Raw genomic sequence first — 21735 nt, 5'->3', positions numbered from 1 at the left:
CGCCCCACAATCACTGTGCAGACGCTGAATGCGCCGTCATCACTCAACCCGCAGCGGTGTCCATGCGCACTGCGCCACGGCGGTTTTGTCCGTACGCCATCACGCAGTTACGCCCCGCGCCTTTAGCGGCGTAGAGCGCCTCGTCGGCGGACTTCAGCACTTGTTCCGGGTTGCGCTGCTCCACTCGCTCGGCGACGCCGATGCTCACTGTCACCGACACACTGGACGCTCCCGAACCGGCGCGGCGCTGGCGACCTTGCTGATCATCCTGCGGACGGTTTTCCTGATTGCGCAGTTGAATGCTGTAGGACGCAATCGACTCGCGGATCACCTCAAGGTGCGGCATGCACTCTTCAAGGGTTTTGCCTGCGAACACCAGAGCAAATTCCTCACCACCGTAGCGATACGCCCTACCGCCACCGCTGATTTTCGACAGCTTGCTGGCGACCAGACGCAGTACCTGGTCACCGACATCGTGACCGTGGGTGTCGTTGAATTTCTTGAAGTGATCGACGTCGCTCATCGCCAGCACATAATTGCGGCCCAAGCGCTGCATGCGTTCGTTGAGCGCGCGACGTCCCGGCAGACCGGTCAGTTCGTCGCGGAAGGCCATTTGATAAGCCTCGTGCGCAACGGCGGCGGCAATCATCAACATCACCTGACTGCACATGATGTTCAAGGTAAACGGCAGGATGAAGGTTTTCGGCAGCATCCAGAACACGCCGAGCAGGCCAACCAATTGTGCCGCATGCAGTGGACGCGGATTGCGCCAGTACTGCCAGGCCAAGAGCAGGAACGCCGAGATAAATACCGGATAGGAAAGCTGGATCAGACTCATCCATGCGCCATGCAGCGCCGGCCAGCGGATTTCCGACAGCCAGATCAGCAATGCCTGCGGATAACTTTGCTCAAGGCCCAACGCCACACTGCCAAAAGCCAGCAACACGGCGAAGCGCGCAACCATGTCCTGAAACAGATGCGTGCGCTCCTGCCACGCCGCAAACAGCCCAAACAACAACGGCAGCAGCAAACAGACGAGGTGGAACACCACCGCAGCGTCTTCGCGCACCTTGCCGTTATCGCGGTAATAGTCAGTTTGGGTATCAAGCAAGAAGTAGGCGATGTACACCGTGAGCATCAGAAACAGTTCACGCTGACGGCGGTAAACCGCGCAATACGCGCCACCCAACAGCAGCACCAAGGTCGGCAACACATTGAACAGCGAAGTGAAGAACACGCTGAGGTCTTTGACGTACGCAGCCGCCAACCCCGCAAGTAACAACAGCAGTGAAGGTAGGAAATGGCTGAAACGTACAGCGGAAGAACGCGGCAAGGGTAAAGCTCCGACCCGTCATATCAAAGAGATGGCATTGTGCCTGCAAAGTACAGCCAAGCCCACACAATGTGATCCAGATCACACACTGTCTCTTTAACGGCCGGTAGCCCGACTATCTGAACTGTTCACCAACAAAAAAACCGCTACCCCCTAACGGGAGCAGCGGTTTTCAGGAGACTGCGTTAAGGCTTAGTAACCCAGTGCGAAGTCTTCTTCTTTCATGTCCATCAGGTTGTTGGCGCCCGACAGCATAGTGGCCACGTGGGTACGGGTACGCGGCAGGATGCGCTGGAAGTAGAAACGCGCGGTTTGCAGCTTGGCGGTGTAGAACGCAGCGTCGCCGCTGCCTTCTGCCAGCTTTTCAGCAGCCAGACGCGCCATGTCGGCCCAGAAGTAAGCCAGGCAGGCATAACCGGAGTACATCAGGTAGTCCACGGAGGCCGCGCCGACTTCTTCGCGATCTTTCATGGCGGCCATACCGACCTTCATGGTCAGCTCGCCCCATTCCTTGTTGATTGCCGCCAGCGGTGCGACGAATTCTGCAACGGCTTCGTTGCCTTCGTTGTTCTGGCAGAACTTGTGGACGATCTTGGTGAAGCCTTTCAGAGCTTCGCCTTGCGTCATCAGCACTTTACGGCCCAGCAGGTCGAGTGCCTGGATGCCAGTGGTGCCTTCGTACAGCATCGAAATGCGGCTGTCGCGAACGTTCTGCTCCATGCCCCACTCGGCGATGAAGCCGTGGCCGCCATAGATCTGCACGCCGTGGTTAGCGGATTCGAAACCGACTTCGGTCATGAACGCTTTGGCGATCGGGGTCATGAAGGCCAGCAGTGCGTCGGCTTTCTTCTTCTCTTCTTCATCGACGCCGTATTTGACGATGTCGACCTGTTTGGCGGTGAAGTACACCATCGCACGGTTGCCTTCGGAGAACGCCTTCATGGTCAACAGCATGCGGCGTACGTCTGGGTGCACGATGATCGGGTCAGCGGCTTTTTCCGGCGCTTTCGGGCCAGTCAGCGAGCGCATTTGCAGACGATCGCGAGCATATTTCAGGCCGCCCTGGAAACCGATTTCGGCGTGGGCCAGGCCCTGCAGTGCGGTACCCAGACGTGCGGTGTTCATAAAGGTGAACATGCAGTTCAGGCCTTTGTTCGCCGGGCCGATCAGGTAACCGGTGGCGCCGTCGAAGTTCATCACGCAGGTGGCGTTGCCGTGGATGCCCATCTTGTGTTCCAGCGAACCGCAGCTCACTGCGTTGCGCTCACCGACAGTGCCATCGGCATTCGGCATGAACTTTGGAACGATGAACAGCGAGATGCCTTTGGTGCCAGCCGGTGCGTCCGGCAGGCGGGCCAGTACGATGTGGACGATGTTGTCGGCCATGTCGTGTTCGCCGGCCGAGATGAAGATCTTGGTGCCGGAGACTTTGTAAGAACCATCAGCCTGAGGTTCGGCCTTGGTGCGCAACATGCCCAGGTCGGTGCCGCAGTGCGGCTCGGTCAGGCACATGGTGCCGGTCCATTCGCCGGAGACCAGTTTGGTCAGATAGGCTTCTTGCTGCTCCGGGGTGCCGTGCTCGGAGATGGTGTTCATCGCGCCGTGCGACAGGCCTGGGTACATGCCCCACGACCAGTTGGCTTCGCCAACCATTTCGCTCACTGCCAGACCCAGCGACTCCGGCAGGCCTTGGCCGCCGTGCTCAACGTCGTGCGCCAGGCTTGGCCAGCCGCCTTCAACGAATTGCTTGTAGGCCTCTTTGAAGCCCGTCGGGGTTTTCACGCCGGACTCGCTCCAGGTGCAACCTTCGAGGTCGCCCACGCGGTTCAGCGGTGCCAGTACCTGCTCACAAAACTTGGCGCCTTCTTCGAGAATGGCGTCAACCATGTCCGGAGTTGCGTCTGCGCAAGCCGGAAGGCTCTGATAGTGCGCTTCGTAGCCGAGCAGTTCGTCACGAACGAAGCGAATATCACGCAAGGGGGCCTTGTAGTCAGGCATAGCGATAAACCTCTGCTGATGTAACCGGGAATGAACGACCGTGTTGATTTGTTGTGACGGTCAAACAGTTGTTTGAAACATACGTTTACGCCGAAATCTTGTCAAGCGTCGATCTTTTGCCGTTCGTCATCGCACCTTTCAAACGCCCGGGACAGCAAACCGCCATGCGCTCGAACGAGCCAAGGGTGCTGAAAAAAAGATTAGTTGAGAGAGAAGGACTTACAACGAAAAACGCCGCGACAAGGCGCGGCGTTCAGGGATGCGATGGCTAAAAAATCAGGCGAACGTATCGATGATGGTACCGAGCACTTCGTCGGAAGCCTTGGCGACTTTCACGCCCAGCTCTGCCTGGATCTTGCCCTGAGACATCTCGACCATATTGCTGGCCAGATCCGATTGCTGGGCGCGATCGACACCGCGCAGACGATCAATCTGCACTTCAGATGACTGGCTGGTCACCGAGCGCTCGATTGTGTTGTTGGCAATCTGGCTGGCAGCCTGATCGACGCGGTTCTGCCCGCTCTGAATCGAGCTCAGACCTGCATAAAAAGCTGTGTTACCGGAGATTTCCATAACAATTCTCATCCCTGGGAAGGATCAATGGCTGCCATTGAAGCAGAGGCGCCAGAAAAACACCCGTCAAAAACACTAATGGCACAGTGCCTGCCCATAGAGAAAAGCTTAGTCGAGCAGATCCAGTTGCAAATGATCCGCCACCGCCTCTGCACTCAGGGCCTTGAGTTTCGGCACGCGCCCCAGGCACGGCGCCGGAATCCGCTCGGCCAACGTCGCGAGGTTTTCTTCCAGCCGTGAAGTCTTCGGATCGATGATATTCGCCACCCACCCGGCCAGTTGCAGCCCATCACGGGCAATCGCCTCCGCCGTCAGCAAGGCATGACTGATGCACCCCAGCCGCACGCCCACCACCAGAATCACCGGCAACTTCAGCGCAATCGCCAGATCCGACAGATTATCCTGATCGGCCAAAGGCACCCGCCAGCCACCCGCGCCTTCGATCAGAGTGAAATCGGCATTCATCGCCAGAATCTCACGCATCGGCGCCAGCAGCGATTGCACGGTCAAGGCCACACCCGCTTCACGCGCCGCCAGATGCGGAGCAATCGCCGGCTCGAACGCCACCGGATTGACCTGTTGATAAGTCAGCGGCAGCGAACATTCGGCCAATAGCGCCAATGCATCGGAGTTGCGTAAACCCTTGGGCGTCACCTCGCACCCGGACGCCACCGGTTTGCCCGCCGCCGTACTCAGCCCCGCAGAACGCGCCGCGTGCAGCAATCCGGCGGCGACCGTGGTCTTGCCGACATCAGTGTCCGTACCGGTGATGAAATAGGCTGCGCTCATACGGGTTTCTCCAACACGGCGTAGACCACCTGATAAGTCGCCGGCAACCCCGACGCCTGACGGAACTGCTCGTACGCGTCGACCAAACCGAGAATCCGCGCCCGCCCGGTCAAACCGCTCGGCCGCCCCGGGTTCAAATTGTGCGCGCCCAAGGCTTTCAACTCATGGGTCAAACTGCGCACATCCGGGTAATGCAGCACGTGAGGCTGATTCTCCAGGCTCAACGTGCGCAAGCCACTGGCCGCACACAATTGCTCATAACGGGAGAACTCGCGGAAGCGGTTGACGTGCACCAGCCCATCGACCTGCCGCCAGCTGTCGCGCAACTCAAACAGCGTCCCTGCACAAAGACTAGCAAACGCGAAGATCCCACCCGGTTTCAGCACGCGAAAAGCTTCGCTGAGCACTGCATCGAAGTCCGCGCACCACTGCACGGCGAGGCTGGAGAAGATCAGGTCGCAGGTCGAATCCTGCAGCGGCAGGCGCTCGGCATCACCAGCAATAAAATACTCAGCGCCACCCAATGGCCGCGCGTGATTGAGCATGCCCTCGGCGATATCCAGCGCCAGACCGTGGCCCTCGGCAAGCCGCGAAGCCAGCGCGCGAGTGAAATAACCCGTGCCACACCCCAGATCCAGCCAACGCGCCGGCACAAACTCCTGCGGCAAACGCTCAATCAACTGTGTACCGACATCACGTTGCAACTCGGCGACGCTGTCGTAACTGGTCGCCGCACGAGAAAAAGAGGCTGCGACCTGACGCTTGTCAGGCAAGCCGCCAGGCAGCACAAGAGACAATTCAGTCATCACTGCACTCATGTAAAAAAGCCTGGATAGCGCCCGCCAGTCCGTGGGGGTCTTCCAGAAGAAAGGCATGGCTGGCCTGTTCGATCAGACCGATTTCGATATCCGGTAACAGGGCGAACAACGCCCCCGCCGCTTCCGCCGGGACCAAGCCGTCCTGTCCGGCGAACAAATGAAACTGCGGACCGCGAAATGCTTGCAGTGCTTCGCGTGTGTCCAGTTGCGCGAGCAATTCCAGGCCCGCCATCAGCGCCGCCGGCGCGATGTTCGGCGCGCCGCCCAGCATCAACCTCGACAAGCCGCGCGGGTCTTGCGCACCTTGAGCACAGAGCAGCGAGAAGCGTTTGAGAGTTGTGCGCGGATCAGCCTGGCAACCGGCGAGAAACGCATCGAAAGTCTCGCCGGGCATCGCGTTCGGCCACTGCTCATGGGCAACGAAAGAAGGATTGCTCGCCAGCGTCAACAAACCGCAGCAACGCTCGCCACGCCGTGCCGCCAGCTCGGACGCGAGCATGCCGCCCAGCGACCAGCCACCCAGCCACACGTCCTGAGGAATGCTTTCATCAAGATCGTCGAGCCAGTCCTGCAGCTCGCTGGAATCCAGTTCCGGCAGCCGCTCGATTTCCACGTTGAGATGTTCGTCGAGCCCTTGCAATGCGGCGGCCAGAGGCTCCATCGGCGACACGCCGAGGCCCCAACCGGGCAGCAGAATCAGGCGATCACGCATGGCTTGGCTCCGACGACAGTTGGGCAAAGCAATCGGCCAGTCCCTCTAACAATAGCTGCACCTGCGCTTCGCTGTGGGCGGCGGTCAGGGTCACGCGCAAGCGGGCGCTGCCGGCGGGCACGGTCGGTGGGCGGATCGCAGTGACCATCAGCCCACGCTCGCGCAACATCTGCGACAACCGCACCGCGCGCCCGGCATCACCGATCATGATCGGCTGAATCGGCGTAAAGCTGTCCATCAGTTCCAGACCGATCTGCTCGGCACCCTGGCGGAACTGGCGGATCAGCGTTTGCAGATGTTCACGACGCCAGTGTTCAGTGCGCAGCAGCTCCAGACTTTTCAGCGTCGCGCAGGCCAGCGCCGGTGGCTGGCTGGTGGTGTAGATGTACGGACGGGCGAACTGGATCAGGCTTTCGATCAACTCTTCGCTGCCAGCGACAAATGCCCCCGCCGTGCCGAACGCTTTGCCGAGGGTGCCGACCAGTACCGGCACATCCTCCTGACTCAATCCGAAGTGCTCGACGATGCCGCCGCCGTTCGCACCCAACGGCCCGAAACCGTGAGCGTCATCGACCATCAACCACGCGCCTTTGGCCTTGGCTTCACGGGCCAGCGCCGGCAGATCCGCGAGGTCGCCGTCCATGCTGAACACACCGTCGGTGACTACCAGAGTGTTGCCGGTGGCTTTCTCCAGACGTTTGGCCAGGCTCACCGCATCGTTGTGCAAATAACGGTTGAAGCGCGCGCCAGATAACAATCCGGCATCCAGTAACGATGCATGATTGAGGCGATCTTCCAGCACCGTATCGCCCTGCCCGACCAGCGCCGTAACGGCGCCAAGATTGGCCATGTAGCCGGTGGTGAACAGCAGCGCACGCGGGCGGCCAGTGAGGTCAGCCAGTGCCTCTTCCAGAGCGTGGTGCGGGCCGCTGTGGCCGATCACCAGATGCGAGGCGCCACCACCGACGCCCCAGCGTTCAGCACCGGTGCGCCAGGCTTCGATCACTTGCGGGTGATTGGCCAGGCCGAGGTAATCGTTGTTACAGAAGGCAAGCAACGGTTTGCCGTCGACCACCACTTGCGGCCCTTGCGGGGACTCGAGCAGCGGTCGCTGGCGATAGAGGTTTTCGGCACGACGGGCAGCAAGGCGTGCGGCGAGATCGAAAGACATGCAGGCCTCACATCTGAAAAATGACTGTGTAGGAGCTGCCGAAGGCTGCGATCTTTTGATGTTGTTTTTTAAAGACAAGATCAAAAGATCGCAGCCTTCGGCAGCTCCTACATGGAATCCGTATGGCGATCAGACGGCGGCGTTATAGAACTGCTCGCTGCTCTTCTGCTCCACCAGCGCCTGCTCGATCGCGGCCTGGTGAACCTCGTCGGCATGCTCCTCTCGAGCCTCTGGCTGGATGCCCAGACGCGCGAACAGCTGCATGTCCTTGTCCGCCTGCGGGTTGGCGGTGGTCAGCAGTTTGTCGCCGTAGAAAATCGAGTTGGCACCGGCGAAGAATGCGAGGGCCTGCATCTGCTCGTTCATCGCTTCGCGGCCGGCGGACAGGCGCACGTGGGATTGCGGCATGAGGATGCGCGCCACGGCGAGCATGCGGATGAAGTCGAACGGGTCGATGTCTTCGGCGTTTTCCAGTGGCGTGCCGGCAACTTTCACCAGCATGTTGATCGGCACCGACTCCGGATGCTCCGGCAGGTTGGCCAACTGGATCAGCAGGTTGGCGCGGTCATCCAGCGACTCGCCCATGCCGAGGATGCCGCCGGAGCAGATCTTCATCCCCGACTCACGCACGTAAGCCAGGGTCTGCAGACGCTCGCTGTAAGTACGGGTGGTGATGATGCTGCCGTAGAACTCCGGCGACGTGTCGAGGTTGTGGTTGTAGTAATCGAGCCCGGCCTTGGCCAGCGCTTCGGTCTGATCCTGATCGAGACGCCCCAGGGTCATGCAGGTTTCCAGGCCCATGGCTTTCACGCCTTCGACCATTTTCAGCACGTACGGCATGTCTTTCGCCGACGGATGCTTCCACGCCGCGCCCATGCAGAAACGTGTCGAACCGATGGCCTTGGCGCGGGCAGCCTCTTCGAGAACCTTCTGCACTTCCATCAGTTTTTCTTTTTCAAGGCCGGTGTTGTAGTGACCGGACTGCGGGCAGTACTTGCAGTCTTCCGGACAGGCGCCGGTCTTGATCGACAGCAGGGTCGAGACCTGAACGCGGTTGGCGTTGAAATGTGCGCGGTGCACCGTTTGCGCCTGGAACAGCAAGTCGTTGAAGGGCTGTACGAAGAGTGCTCTGACTTCGGCCAGAGACCAGTCGTGACGCAGGGTGGCAGTGGTGCTCGCGCTCATGGGTAGTTCCTTGGTTATGCTTGGCTGGCGGCTGCGGGAACGGAATACCCACAGGCGCTACACGGATGTTCGGCATATTTAAGGAAGAGTCATGCGCTGTCAACCACGATACGAAGGACCGGTTTACATCTGTTTAAATACTGTACAAATCTGCTTGCTTTGCGATGAACCGGCAGACGCAGAAATGCCAATCTGCGTGGCTTGCGAAACCGATCTGCCGTGGCTTGGCGAGCAATGCAGCACCTGCGCTTTGCCTTTGGCCGCGGCGGGTCTGACCTGCGGCGAGTGCCTGCTAGAGCCGCCGGCGTTCGAACAGGTGGTGGTGCCGTGGCAGTATGGCTTCCCCGTAGACAGTTTGATTACGCGCTTTAAACACAACGCAAAATGGCCGTTTGGCCACCTGCTCGCCGACGTTCTCGGGCAATACCTGCAACATCGCTTCGATGAGGGTTTGCCAAGACCCGATGCGTTGTTGCCGGTGCCGCTGGCGGGTAAACGTCTGCGCCAACGGGGGTTCAATCAGGCGGTTATGTTGGCGCGGTGGTTGAGTCAGTCGCTGGATCTGCCGTGCGAAGAACAGGTTCTGCGCCGAATCAAGGAGACCGGTGCCCAGCAGGATCTTGATGCCAAGGCGCGTAAACATAATCTGCGCAATGCCTTCGAGATCATGCCGGATGCGCAGGTACAAGGCCGGCATTTGGCGTTGGTTGATGATGTGCTGACCACTGGCGCGACCGCACAGGCACTGGCCCGGTTGCTGATGAACGCTGGCGCCGCGCGGGTCGATGTCTATTGTCTCGCCCGCACGCCAAAACCCGGAGCCTGAATATTGCGCAATCCCCTGTGGGAGCGAGCCTGCTCGCGAAGGGGGCAGCACATTCAACATTTATGCTGGCTGAAACTCCGCTTTCGCGAGCAGGCTCGCTCCCACAGGAGGACTTGCGTCAGGCTTGACTCTCGCGTCGCTAGCGACCAACTTCCACGTCCCACCGCCACAAAAAAGCATCCATCCATGTCCATGCCCTCCCTGTTGTCCCAGCACATCGTCCGCCGTCCGCAGCGCATCGCTTTGCTGCAACACATCGCCGAACAGGGCTCGATCACCCGCGCCGCGAAAAGCGCAGGCCTGAGCTACAAAGCGGCGTGGGACGCCATCGATGAGCTGAACAACCTGGCGCAGAAACCATTGGTCGAGCGCGCCGTGGGTGGCAAGGGCGGCGGCGGCGCGAAACTCTCCAGCGAAGGCGAGCGCGTTTTACGCCTGTACCAAAAACTCCAGGCCTTGCAAGCGCAGGTGCTGGAAGCGGCGGAAGATGCCAGCGACCTCGATCTGCTCGGTCGCCTGATGCTCAGAACCAGTGCGCGCAATCAGTTGCACGGCAAAGTCGTGGCGATCGAAGCGCAGGGCCGCAATGACCTGATCCGTCTCGAACTGGCCGAAGGGCTGTGCCTCGACGCGCAGATCACCCACGACAGCACCGTGCATCTGGAGCTGCAAAGCGGTACCGAAGTGGTGGCGCTGATCAAGGCTGGCTGGCTGGAATTGCTCGGCACCGAGCAATCTGCAACTTCTGGTCACAATCTTCTCAAAGGCACCATCGAAGCGATTCTCGACGCCGAGGACGGCCCCAGCGAAGTGCGGATCACCCTGCCCAACGGCCATACCCTCTGCGCCCTGGCTGAACCGCTCGATTTGCGCACTCGCGGGCTGACGGTGGAACAACCGGTGCACGTGCAGTTTTCCCCGTCCAATGTGCTGATCGGCACACCGCTGTAATCAGGCGCTGCAACGAAAGCGTCATCGACGCTCATTAAGGTAGCTGCCAAAACCAAGCAGGGAGCCTGATGTGAGCCTATTAGAAGAAAACCAATCCACTGACCTGGAAAAAATGGTCGGCCTCAGCCGTCGCGGTTTCATCGGCGCCGGCGCACTGTGCGGCGCGGCAATGTTCCTCGGCGGCAGTCTGTTGAGCCGCAGCGCGCTGGCCACCGGTGTCAGCGCCGGTAACAGCCGCCTGCTCGGTTTCGAGAGCATTCCCGCTGCGACCACCGATGTCATCACGCTGCCCAAGGGCTACAAGTCTTCGGTGCTGATCAGTTGGGGGCAGCCCCTGCAAAAGAACGGCCCGGCCTTCGACCCGAGCGGCAACGGCACCGCCGCCGCACAGGAAGTGCAGTTCGGCGACAACAACGACGGCATGAGCCTGTTCGCCTTCCCCGACGACCGCAACCGCGCGTTGATGGCGATCAACAACGAGTACACCAACTACCGCTACCTCTACCCGCACGGCGGCATGCCGCAATCGGCCGAAGACGTGCGCAAGGCACTGGCCTGCGAAGGCGTGTCGGTGATTGAAGTGCAGCGCAAGAACGGTCAATGGCAGTTCGTTCAGGGTTCGCGCTACAACCGGCGCATTCACGGCAACTCGCCGCTGCGCATCAGCGGCCCGGCGGCCGGTCATGACCTGATGAAGACCGCTGCCGACAAGCACGGTAAAAAAGTCCTCGGCACGTTCCAGAACTGCGCCAATGGTAAAACGCCGTGGGGCACTTACCTGACCTGCGAAGAAAACTTCACCGACTGCTTCGGCAGCAGCAACGCCCAGCAGCAGTTCGACCCGGCGCAAAAACGCTACGGCGTCTCGGTCGCCAGCCGCGAAATCAACTGGCACCCGTACGACCCGCGCTTCGACATGGCGAAAAACCCCAACGAACTCAACCGTCACGGCTGGGTGGTCGAGATCGATCCGTTCGATCCGCAATCGACCCCGGTCAAACGCACCGCGCTGGGCCGCTTCAAACATGAAAACGCCGCATTGGCCGAGACCGACGACGGTCGCGCCGTGGTGTACATGGGCGACGACGAGCGTGGCGAGTTCATCTACAAATTCGTCAGCCGCGACCGCATCAACCACCGCAACGCCAAGGCTAACCGCGACATCCTCGACCACGGCACCCTGTACGTGGCCAAGTTCGATGCCGGCGACAGCAACCCCGATCATCCGAAAGGCCAGGGCCAGTGGATCGAACTGACCCACGGCAAAAACGGTATCGATGCCAGCAGCGGTTTCGCCGATCAGGCCGAAGTGCTGATCCACGCGCGCCTTGCCGCCAGTGTCGTCGGCGCTACACGCATGGACCGTCCGGAATGGATCGTCGTCAGTCCGAAGGACGGTCAGGTTTATTGCACCCTGACCAACAACGCCAAGCGCGGCGAAGACGGCCAGCCGGTGGGCGGACCGAACCCGCGCGAGAAAAACGTTTACGGGCAGATCCTGCGCTGGCGCACCGACCGCGACGATCACGCTTCGAAGACATTTGCCTGGGATCTGTTTGTGGTCGCCGGCAACCCGGGTGTGCATGCCGGGACACCGAAGGGTGGCTCGAAGAACATCACCCCGCAGAACATGTTCAACAGCCCGGACGGTTTGGGCTTCGACAAGGCTGGGCGCTTGTGGATCCTCACCGACGGTGATTCGAGCAACGCCGGGGACTTTGCCGGAATGGGCAATAACCAAATGCTCTGCGCCGATCCGAAGACCGGTGAGATTCGCCGGTTCATGGTCGGGCCGATTGGTTGTGAAGTGACCGGGATCAGTTTCTCGCCGGATCAGAAAACCCTGTTTGTCGGGATTCAGCATCCGGGTGAGAACGGCGGTTCGACCTTCCCTGAGCATTTGCCGAATGGCAAGCCGCGGTCGTCGGTGATGGCGATTACCCGTGAGGACGGTGGAGTCGTCGGCGCCTGACAGACCCTCATCGCGAGCAGGCTCACTCCTACATTTGGAATGCGTGCGTTCCCCTGTAGGAGTGAGCCTGCTCGCGATGGCTTCAGCGAAGACACCAACCAACTCCCCCGCTGCCATCTGCGCTACCATGCTGGGCCGGACGCGGCAGCCTGCTGCGCGCAGGAGTCAGCATGGCCCACCCGTTTGAAACCCTCACCCCCGACCTCGTCCTTGATGCCGTTGAAAGCATCGGCTTCCTCAGTGATGCGCGCATTCTGGCGCTCAACAGCTACGAAAACCGCGTCTATCAGGTTGGCATCGAAGACTCCGAGCCGCTGATCGCCAAGTTCTACCGCCCGCAACGCTGGACCAACGAAGCCATCCTCGAAGAGCACCAATTCACCTTCGAGCTGGCCAACGTCGACATCCCGGTGGTGGCGCCGCTGATCCACAACGGCGAAACTCTGCACGAGCATGCCGGTTTCCGCTTCACGTTGTTCCCGCGTCGTGGCGGCCGTGCGCCGGAGCCGGGCAATCTCGATCAGCTGTATCGCCTCGGCCAGTTGCTCGGGCGCATTCACGCGGTCGGCGCGACCAAGCCGTTTGAACACCGCGAAGCTCTCGCTGTGCAGAACTTCGGCCACGCCTCGCTGAACACCTTGCTCGAAGGCAATTTCATTCCGAAAAGCCTGCTGCCGGCCTACGAGTCCGTCGCCCGCGACCTGCTCAAACGCGTGGAAGATGCTTACGCCAACACACCGCACCAGAACATCCGCATGCACGGCGACTGCCACCCCGGCAACATGATGTGCCGCGACGAAATGTTCCACATCGTCGACCTCGACGACTGCCGCATGGGTCCGGCGGTGCAGGACATCTGGATGATGCTCGCCGGGGATCGTCAGGAATGCCTCGGGCAGTTGTCGGAATTGATGGATGGCTACAACGAGTTCCACGATTTCGACCCGCGCGAACTGGCACTGATCGAACCGCTGCGCGCCTTGCGCCTGATGCACTACAGCGCCTGGCTCGCGCGGCGCTGGGATGACCCGGCGTTCCCGCACAGCTTTCCGTGGTTCGGCACCGAGCGGTATTGGGGCGATCAGGTGTTGGCGCTGCGTGAGCAACTGTCCGCGCTTAACGAAGAACCGCTGAAACTCTTCTGACCCGCCTCCATCCTCTGTAGGAGTGAGCCTGCTCGCGATAGCGTTTGATCAGTCAACGAAAATGTTGAATGTCAGAGCGCTATCGCGAGCAGGCTCACTCCTACATTTGTTCGGTGTTCACAATTTCCCGACCTATCCGCTAAGGCATTCGTAGACAAACCTCCTTACAATCCCTCCTTTGTTAGCTGCCTAAGCAAGGATTCTGCATGCAAGCCGCCAACCCGCGTCGCGGGTACATTCTGGGCCTGAGTGCCTACATCATCTGGGGCCTGTTCCCGATCTACTTCAAAGCCATCGCCGAAGTGCCGGCGGTCGAGATCATCATCCACCGGGTGTTGTGGTCGGCGTTGTTTGGCGCGCTGTTGCTGATGGTGTGGAAACACCCGGGCTGGTTGCGCGAATTGCTCGACAACCCCAAACGCTTGGCGATTCTGGCCCTGAGCGGCACGTTGATCGCGGCCAACTGGCTGACCTACGTGTGGTCGGTGAATAACGGACGCATGCTGGAAGCGAGCCTCGGTTACTACATCAACCCGTTGGTCAACGTGCTGTTGGGCATGTTGATTCTCGGCGAACGCTTGCGGCGGATGCAGTGGATTGCGGTCGGTCTGGCGGCGGTCGGTGTGGCGCAACAGGTGTGGCAGGTCGGCAGTCTGCCGTGGGTATCGCTGGTGCTCGCGCTGACCTTCGGCTTCTACGGCTTGATTCGCAAACAGGCGCCGGTCAAGGCGTTGCCGGGGCTGGTGGTGGAAACCTGGATGCTGGTGCCGATCGCGATTGCCTGGCTGCTCTTCAATCAGACCGCGACCAGCGCTCAACCGGAGTTCTGGACCACGTCCCAAGCCTGGTGGCTAGTAGCGGCCGGGCCGGTGACGTTGATCCCACTGGTGTGCTTCAACGCCGCCACGCGTCACTTGCCGTACACCACGATCGGCTTCCTGCAATATCTGGCGCCGACCTTGGTGCTGTTGCAAGCGGTGCTGTTGTTCGGTGAGCACTTGTCGTCGAGCACGTTAGTCGCGTTTATCTTCATCTGGGCCGGTCTGGCCGTTTACAGCGTCGATGCGGTGATCAGTTTGCGTCGGCGCAACTGATCAAAAAACGCACAAACCCTCACAGGCCACGGTTCTCGTGGCCTGCATCGTTCCTTCCCAAGGTTATCCACAGCGTGATCCCCGCCGTTTGTGTGCAAGTCACTGAATGTTGGCGGTTTTTTGATCAGTTCCGCGCAAGCCCCGGCCGGCTTGACGCTGCGCCCGGTCTCTACAGGTTATCCACAGGCAGGTGCACGTTTAAACTGGATAACCTGATCGCCCCTTAAACGTCTGTGCGTAACACCAGTTCGACCATCAGATCGTCGGCCAGGGTTTCCAGACGCGACTGCAAGACATCAAGCGACAGGGTCAGCGGTACCGCGAGAATCGCCTCGGCGTGAAACAGCGGCTCACTGCTCATCGGCGCTGGACGCACCTCAGTCACCAGTCGCTCAAGGTTGACGCCCTGCTCGCTCAACAGCCGGGTGATGTCGCGCACAATCCCCGGCCGATCATTGCCCACCAACTCCATGGCGATCGGTTTCCAGGTGCAGGACTGCTCGATACCACTCTCGGCAATCAACACGCGGATGCCGTGCGCTGACAGCGCTTGTAGGGAATCGACTAATTCGTCGTAAGCCTCCGCCGGCACGCCCACCCGAAGAATCCCGGCGAACTGCCCGGCCATCCGCGACATGCGACTTTCCAGCCAGTTACCGCCGTGCTCGGCGATGCATTGGGCGATGCGCTCGACCTGTCCGGGCTTGTCCGGGGCGAAAACAGTGAGTACGAGATGGTCCATGGCGCAGCCCTCTTGTCATGACTTTTGTTATAGAAGGGGAAGTATAGGCAAGGGTCGATTTTGCGTTGAGGCGACCGACGCTTTCGCGAGCAGGCTCGCTCCCACATAAACCGCTGCCATAGCAGCCAAATAGCATTTATGTGTACAACTTTTTATATTTAGCTGGAACAATCCAATGGTTTTTTGAGAACATCCCGTTCCGCGATGTGACCGCAATGCGACATGAGGTCGCAGAACGACGTAATTAGTCTGATTTTCACAAGCGCAACTCATCATGTAGTATGCCGCAGCGCGCACTACATAACGCCGGATCGATGTCTGCCCAAGGCCTGTTCGCAACCCTGAAAGCCCCGTCAGCAAGGCCCCAAGCCTTTGATTGGTCCCAGCCCAGCCGCCCGCAATGGCATGTACTGGTCGGCAGGTTTGTGGTTTAAATGGCCAGAGGCTTCATTGTCAAAATTGAAGAGCTGAAAAGCGAAATAGCTGAGCAGAGTGAGGCAAGCAATGACTGAACACGTTCAAGTCGGTGGCCTGCAGGTCGCCAAAGTCCTGTTCGACTTCGTGAACAACGAAGCCATTCCCGGTACCGGCCTCACCGCCGAAAAATTCTGGGAAGGTGCCGACAAGGTCATTCATGACCTGGCGCCGAAGAACAAAGCCCTACTCGCCAAACGCGATGACTTCCAGGCTCGTATCGATGCCTGGCACCAGGAACGCAACGGTCAGGCGCACGACGCCGTGGCCTATAAAGCCTTCCTGCAAGAAATCGGTTATCTGCTGCCAGAAGCGGCTGATTTCCAGGCAACGACGCAAAACGTCGATGATGAAATCGCCCGTACCGCCGGCCCGCAACTCGTTGTGCCGGTGATGAACGCCCGCTTCGCTCTCAATGCCTCGAACGCCCGCTGGGGTTCGCTGTATGACGCCCTCTACGGCACCGACGCGATCAGCGAAGAAGGTGGCGCGGAAAAAGGCAAAGGCTACAACAAGGTGCGTGGCGACAAAGTCATCGCCTTTGCCCGTGCCTTCCTCGACGAAGCCGCTCCGTTGGCCGCTGGCTCCCACGTCGATTCGACCGGCTACAAAATCGCGAACGGCAAACTGCTGGTCACCCTCAAGGGCGGCAGCAACACTGGCCTGCGCGACGATGCACAACTGATCGGTTTCCAGGGCGACGCCAACGCGCCAATCGCCATCTTGCTGAAACACAACGGTCTGCATTTCGAAATCCAGGTCGATGCCACCACCCCGGTCGGGCAGACCGATGCTGCTGGCGTCAAAGACATCCTGATGGAAGCGGCACTGACCACCATCATGGACTGCGAAGACTCCGTGGCCGCTGTCGATGCCGACGACAAAGTGGTGATCTACCGCAACTGGCTCGGCCTGATGAAGGGCGACCTGGCGGAATCCGTGTCCAAGGGTGGCCAGACCTTCACCCGCACCATGAACCCGGATCGCACCTACACCGCGCCGAATGGCGGTGAAGTGACCCTGCACGGTCGTTCGCTGTTGTTCGTGCGTAACGTTGGCCACCTGATGACCATCGACGCGATCCTCGACAGTCAAGGCAACGAAGTGCCGGAAGGCATCCTCGACGGTCTGGTCACTTGCCTCGCGGCGATGCACAACCTCAATGGCAACACCTCGCGCCGCAACACTCGAACCGGTTCCGTGTACATCGTTAAACCGAAGATGCACGGCCCGGAAGAAGCGGCGTTCACCAACGAGCTGTTCGGTCGCATCGAAGACGTGTTGGGCCTGAAACGCAACACCCTGAAAGTCGGGATCATGGACGAGGAGCGCCGCACAACGGTCAACCTCAAGGCCTGCATCAAGGCGGCCAGTGAGCGCGTGGTGTTCATCAACACCGGTTTCCTCGACCGCACCGGCGACGAAATCCACACTTCCATGGAAGCCGGCCCGGTTGTGCGCAAGGCTGACATGAAGGCTGAGAGGTGGATCGGCGCGTACGAAAACTGGAATGTCGATATCGGTCTGAGCACCGGCCTGCAAGGTCGTGCGCAAATCGGTAAAGGCATGTGGGCGATGCCCGATCTGATGGCGGCGATGCTTGAGCAGAAAATCGCGCACCCGCTGGCCGGCGCCAACACCGCTTGGGTTCCGTCGCCGACTGCAGCTGCACTGCACGCGCTGCATTATCACAAGGTCGACGTGTTCGCCCGCCAGGCCGAATTGGCCAAACGTGCGCGTGCTTCGGTCGACGACATCCTGACCATCCCGCTGGCGGTCAACCCGAACTGGACGCCAGAGCAAATCAAGAACGAACTGGACAACAATTCCCAGGGCATTCTCGGTTACGTGGTGCGTTGGATCGACCAGGGTGTTGGCTGCTCGAAAGTGCCAGACATCAATGACGTCGGCCTGATGGAAGACCGTGCCACGCTGCGTATTTCCAGCCAGCACATCGCCAACTGGCTGCGCCACGGTGTGGTCACCGAAGCGCAAGTGATGGAAAGCCTCAAGCGCATGGCGCCGGTGGTGGATCGTCAGAACGCCAACGACCCGCTGTACCGTCCGCTGGCCCCGAACTTCGACAGCAACATCGCCTTCCAGGCGGCGGTCGAACTGGTGATCGAAGGCACCAAACAGCCGAACGGCTACACCGAGCCGGTATTGCACCGTCGTCGTCGCGAGTTCAAGAAGGCCAACGGCCTGTAACTTGCGCTGAATGCCGGACATGAAAAAGCCCTGATCGAGTGATCAGGGCTTTTTTGTTAGTGCGGTGTGCGCTGGTATTTGTGGAGGGCTTGAGATCGATCCCCCTCACCCCAGCCCTCTCCCCCAAGGGGTAGAGGGGGAAAGGGAGCAGATCTGTATGCTTTTCAAAATCTGAGCTCGGCTCAGGAATTGCCGAGGGTAGAGGGGAAAGGGGGCCGATCTTTGTGTTTTTCAAAACTGGAGTTCGACTGAGGAATTTCAGGTCGGTGTACCTTGCACATTCACCGCGGTCAGTCCCCTCTCCCTCTGGGAGAGGGTTAGGGTGAGGGGCTCTTAAGGTTCTATCCCCAATTCATGTTTCACCAGACCGAGCAACTTGCCCGTATCAATCGGCTTGAGCAGAAAATCCACCACGCTCAAATGCATCGCCGCAATCGCGTCTTTCACATCGGCATCGCCGGACACAATGATGATCGGCATCGCCGCCCGCACCGACTCACGCACTTGCCGAATCAGCTCAAGCCCACCGACATGGCCCATACGCAGATCGGTGATGACCAGGCCGATCGAAGGTTTGTCTTCAAGCATCTTCAGCGCCGTTTCGCCACTGGCCGCGGTCATGCAACGAATGCCGTCCAACGCGAGAATCTCCGACAACAGCTCCCGGGCGTCCTTGTCGTCATCGACGATCAGTACGCGCTGCGGCGGCAAGTCGGGTTCGAGCATTACAGCGCTGAGCGCTTCACGCTCGGCGTCGCTCAAAATATCGTGGTCGGACATGGCATTCTCTACGTTTTCAAATCAATCACCTGGCACAGTCGTCAGACATCGCTAAGCAGAGCTTCAATGTGCACTTCGTCGGATTTTTTTCCAAGGGGGCAAGCAAGGGAATTTCCGACTGTTTGCGTAGGGCATCTCCGAAACTGCGCCAATGGTGGCAAAACCTAGACTTACGTCCAATGGGCACCCTGTCCGTACGGGCCGACCATGGCCGTAACGATCCGACAACAACAATTCGAAAAAGACTGCGGTAATGGTTATGAGTAAAGCGGACGCCTTCACCCAGGCAGGGAAAACCGCGGTATTGCAGAACATTCAGGGCACCCTGCAATTCCTCCAGCGCTTCCCGCCCTTCAATCAGATGGAACACGCCCACCTCGCGTATCTGGTGGAGCAATGTCAGCTGCGTTTTTACGGCCAGGGCGAAAGCATCATCAAACCCGCCGACGGCCCGGTCGAACACTTCCATATCGTCAAACAGGGTCGGGTGATCGGCGAACGTCAGCACATCACCAAACCCGGCACCGAGACCACGTTTGAAATCACCACCGGCGAATGTTTTCCGCTAGCCGCGTTGCTCGGTGAACGCGCGACCCGCACCGAACATCTGGCCGGCGAAGACACCTTCTGCCTGCAACTGAACAAACTGGCGTTCATCAAACTGTTTGCCCTTTCCAACGCCTTTCGCGACTTCGCCTTGCGCGGGGTCAGCAGCCTGCTCGATCAGGTCAATCAGCAAGTGCAGCAGAAAGCCGTGGAAACCCTCGGCACGCAGTACTCGCTGAACACCCGACTGGGCGAACTGGCCATGCGCCACCCGGTCACCTGTACCCCCGACACACCACTGCGCGAAGCGGTGAAATTGATGCACGAGCAACAGGTCGGCAGCATCGTTGCGGTGGACGAGCACAAGGCGCCGCTGGGGATTTTCACCCTGCGCGATTTGCGCCACGTCGTGGCTGAAGGCATCGGTGATTTCAGTGAAGCCATCGAGCGCCACATGACGCCTTCGCCCTTTTATCTTTCGCCGGATCACAGTGCCTTCGATGCAGCGATTGCCATGACCGAACGGCACATCGCGCATGTCTGCCTGGTCAAGGATCAGCGCCTGTGCGGCGTGGTCTCCGAGCGCGATCTGTTCTCGCTGCAACGGGTCGACCTGGTGCATCTGGCCCGGACGATCCGCAGCGCCCAGCGCGTCGAACAACTGGTCAGCCTGCGCGGCGAGATCGGCCAACTGGTCGAACGCATGCTCGCCCACGGCGCGTCTTCGACGCAGATCACCCACATCATCACCTTGCTCAACGACCACACCGTGTGCCGCGTCATCGAACTGACTCTCGCCGAAAAAGGCGATCCCGGCGTGCCGTTCAGTTGGCTGTGTTTCGGCAGCGAAGGCCGGCGCGAGCAGACCCTGCACACCGATCAGGACAACGGCATTCTGTTCGACGCGCGAGACGCGGCGCATGCAGCGGAGATTCGCGGCAAGCTGCTGCCGATTGCCCAGCAGATCAACCAGAGTCTGGCGCTGTGCGGCTTCACCCTGTGCAAGGGCAACATCATGGCCGGCAACCCCGAGCTGTGTCTGTCGCGGGCAGAATGGGCACGGCGCTTTGCGGCTTTTATTCGTGAGGCGACACCGGAGAACCTGTTGGGATCGAGTATCTACTTTGATCTGCGCGTGGTCTGGGGCGATGAAAAAGGTTGCGAACAATTGCGCCAAGGCATTCTCGATCAGGTCGGCGACAACCGCTTGTTCCAGCGCATGATGGCCGAGAACGCCCTGCGCAATCGTCCGCCGGTGAGGCGTTTCCGCGAGTTTGTGCTGGCGCGCAAGAATGGTGAGAAAGCCACGCTGGATCTCAAGGTGCAGGGGCTGACGCCGTTCGTGGATGGCGCGCGACTGCTCGCACTGGCCAACGGCATCGACGCCAACAACACCCTCGAACGCTTTCGCCAGTTGGTCGACAAAGAAGTCATCGAGCGACTGGATGGCGCGGCGTATGAAGAGGCCTATCACTTCATTCAGCAGACGCGCATGCAACAGCATCAACTGCAAACGCGGGAGAATCTGCCCTACTCCAACCGAGTCGACCCCGACAGCCTCAATCATCTCGACCGGCGTATCCTGCGTGAATCGTTGCGACAGGCTCAACGCCTGCAAAGCAGCCTGACGTTGCGGTATCAGCTATGAGCCTGTTTTCGTGGCTGCGCCCGGCGAGTGCGGTGGTGCCGGTGGATTTCCAGCAGCGTCTGGCGCAGCTGCCGGCGATTACCGAACTGCGCGAATGCACGTTGCGCGAACAACGTTGGGTGGTGCTGGATCTGGAAACCACTGGACTGAACCTGAACAAGGATCGCGTGTTGTCGATTGGTGCTGTGGTGATCGAGGATGGCGCGATCGATTTCAGTCAGCAGTTCGAACGCACGTTGCAATGTCGCGAGCTGAAGCTCAGTCCCAGCGTATTGATTCACGGCTTGGGGCCGAATGCGATTGCAGCCGGCAGTGAACCGGCCGAGGCGTTGCTGGAGTTGCTGGAGTTTATTGGCGACAGCCCGGTATTGGCGTTTCATGCGCCGTTCGATCAGCACATGCTCGGGCGCGCGTTGAAGGAACATCTGGGGCACAAGTTGCAGCAGGTGTTTCTCGATGTCGCAGACATTGCACCGCTGGTTTGCCCACAGGCGCAGATTCGTGAGGCCGGGCTGGATGAGTGGATCGACTGGTTCAAGCTTGAGGTGTTCGAGCGGCATAACGCGAGTGCCGATGCGCTGGCGACGGCGGAACTGGCGTTGATTCTGTTCAGCCGGGCGCGGGGGCAGCAGATTCATAGTCCGTTGAATTTGCAGCAGCGGTTGAGTCAGTGGAAGCGTAGGCAGCAGGTGCCTTCGTTTTAAATCAAAAGCCCCTCACCCCAGCCCTCTCCCGGAGGGAGAGGGGGCCGACCGTGGTGTCTGAAGCCT

18 protein-coding genes are annotated in these 21735 nt (G+C 59.9%); 8 read left to right on the top strand and 10 right to left on the bottom strand.

Annotated elements, in window-relative coordinates; genetic code table 11:
* Positions 1-43: 43 nt before the first annotated feature.
* The 8 genes from CKW17_RS25790 to bioB form a co-directional block, all read right to left on the bottom strand.
* Positions 44-1333, bottom strand: coding sequence for a GGDEF domain-containing protein (locus CKW17_RS25790; protein ID WP_095122567.1), 1290 nt, complete (start codon positions 1331-1333; stop codon positions 44-46).
* A 192-nt stretch (positions 1334-1525) separates the two neighbouring features.
* A complete protein-coding gene (locus tag CKW17_RS25785; protein ID WP_095122565.1) occupies positions 1526-3331 on the bottom strand; it encodes a phenylacyl-CoA dehydrogenase in 1806 nt (601 codons plus the stop codon).
* 276 nt (positions 3332-3607) lie between these two features.
* Entirely contained in the window at positions 3608-3904 is a 297-nt protein-coding gene (locus tag CKW17_RS25780; protein ID WP_095122564.1) for a pyrroloquinoline quinone biosynthesis protein PqqE, read from the bottom strand.
* 108 nt (positions 3905-4012) lie between these two features.
* Positions 4013-4693 carry a dethiobiotin synthase gene (bioD, locus tag CKW17_RS25775; protein WP_095122562.1) on the bottom strand — a complete coding sequence of 227 codons (681 nt, stop codon included), beginning with the start codon at positions 4691-4693 and terminating at the stop codon, positions 4013-4015.
* Positions 4690-5499: a malonyl-ACP O-methyltransferase BioC gene (bioC, locus tag CKW17_RS25770; RefSeq protein ID WP_095122560.1), complete on the bottom strand. Its 810-nt coding sequence runs from the start codon at positions 5497-5499 to the stop codon at positions 4690-4692. The genes bioD and bioC overlap by 4 nt, the downstream gene beginning before the upstream one ends.
* The gene (locus CKW17_RS25765) at positions 5492-6223 is read right to left on the bottom strand and encodes an alpha/beta fold hydrolase (protein WP_095122559.1); all 732 of its coding nucleotides are present in this window, start codon (positions 6221-6223) and stop codon (positions 5492-5494) included. Before CKW17_RS25765 ends, bioC begins: the two co-directional genes overlap by 8 nt.
* A complete protein-coding gene (gene bioF, locus CKW17_RS25760; RefSeq protein WP_095122557.1) occupies positions 6216-7394 on the bottom strand; it encodes an 8-amino-7-oxononanoate synthase in 1179 nt (392 codons plus the stop codon). The genes CKW17_RS25765 and bioF overlap by 8 nt, the downstream gene beginning before the upstream one ends.
* A 129-nt stretch (positions 7395-7523) precedes the next feature.
* A complete protein-coding gene (gene bioB / locus CKW17_RS25755) occupies positions 7524-8579 on the bottom strand; it encodes a biotin synthase BioB (RefSeq protein ID WP_008084274.1) in 1056 nt (351 codons plus the stop codon).
* Positions 8580-8670: 91 nt separating this feature from the next.
* On the opposite strand from bioB, the gene CKW17_RS25750 reads away from it, so the two are divergent.
* The 5 genes from CKW17_RS25750 (at position 8671) to rarD (ending at position 14567) form a co-directional block, all read left to right on the top strand.
* Positions 8671-9405, top strand: coding sequence for a ComF family protein (locus CKW17_RS25750; protein WP_095122556.1), 735 nt, complete (start codon positions 8671-8673; stop codon positions 9403-9405).
* A gap of 186 nt (positions 9406-9591) precedes the next feature.
* A complete protein-coding gene (locus tag CKW17_RS25745; RefSeq protein WP_095122554.1) occupies positions 9592-10356 on the top strand; it encodes a TOBE domain-containing protein in 765 nt (254 codons plus the stop codon).
* Positions 10357-10426: 70 nt separating this feature from the next.
* Positions 10427-12328: a PhoX family phosphatase gene (locus CKW17_RS25740; protein WP_095122552.1), complete on the top strand. Its 1902-nt coding sequence runs from the start codon at positions 10427-10429 to the stop codon at positions 12326-12328.
* 170 nt (positions 12329-12498) lie between these two features.
* Positions 12499-13473, top strand: coding sequence for a serine/threonine protein kinase (locus CKW17_RS25735; RefSeq protein ID WP_093429937.1), 975 nt, complete (start codon positions 12499-12501; stop codon positions 13471-13473).
* A gap of 206 nt (positions 13474-13679) precedes the next feature.
* The gene (rarD, locus tag CKW17_RS25730) at positions 13680-14567 is read left to right on the top strand and encodes an EamA family transporter RarD (RefSeq protein ID WP_095122551.1); all 888 of its coding nucleotides are present in this window, start codon (positions 13680-13682) and stop codon (positions 14565-14567) included.
* 223 nt (positions 14568-14790) lie between these two features.
* Here the strand turns inward: rarD and CKW17_RS25725 are convergent, their stop codons facing one another.
* Complete coding sequence (locus CKW17_RS25725) at positions 14791-15309, bottom strand: glycine cleavage system protein R (RefSeq protein ID WP_095122549.1); 519 nt, start codon at positions 15307-15309, stop codon at positions 14791-14793.
* A 504-nt stretch (positions 15310-15813) separates the two neighbouring features.
* Between CKW17_RS25725 and CKW17_RS25720 the strand changes: the two genes are divergently transcribed.
* Complete coding sequence (locus CKW17_RS25720) at positions 15814-17991, top strand: malate synthase G (protein ID WP_095122547.1); 2178 nt, start codon at positions 15814-15816, stop codon at positions 17989-17991.
* Positions 17992-18324: 333 nt separating this feature from the next.
* On the opposite strand, the gene CKW17_RS25715 is transcribed toward CKW17_RS25720, so the two are convergent.
* A complete protein-coding gene (locus CKW17_RS25715; protein ID WP_095122545.1) occupies positions 18325-18771 on the bottom strand; it encodes a response regulator in 447 nt (148 codons plus the stop codon).
* Between the two features lie 259 nt (positions 18772-19030).
* Here CKW17_RS25715 and CKW17_RS25710 point away from each other — a divergent pair, with 259 nt between their 5' ends.
* Both CKW17_RS25710 and CKW17_RS25705 read left to right on the top strand, forming a co-directional pair.
* Positions 19031-20965: a DUF294 nucleotidyltransferase-like domain-containing protein gene (locus CKW17_RS25710; protein ID WP_305883401.1), complete on the top strand. Its 1935-nt coding sequence runs from the start codon at positions 19031-19033 to the stop codon at positions 20963-20965.
* Positions 20962-21669, top strand: a complete 708-nt coding sequence (locus tag CKW17_RS25705) for a PolC-type DNA polymerase III (protein ID WP_095122541.1) — start codon at positions 20962-20964, stop codon at positions 21667-21669. Before CKW17_RS25710 ends, CKW17_RS25705 begins: the two co-directional genes overlap by 4 nt.
* The last annotated feature ends 66 nt before the right edge of the window (positions 21670-21735 follow it).

This window comes from Pseudomonas sp. Irchel s3f10 (genome assembly GCF_900187515.1).
Classification (GTDB): domain Bacteria; phylum Pseudomonadota; class Gammaproteobacteria; order Pseudomonadales; family Pseudomonadaceae; genus Aquipseudomonas; species Aquipseudomonas tensinigenes.
Note: the sequence above shows the minus strand (reverse complement) of the source record. Positions and strands in the feature narration are given on the sequence as shown.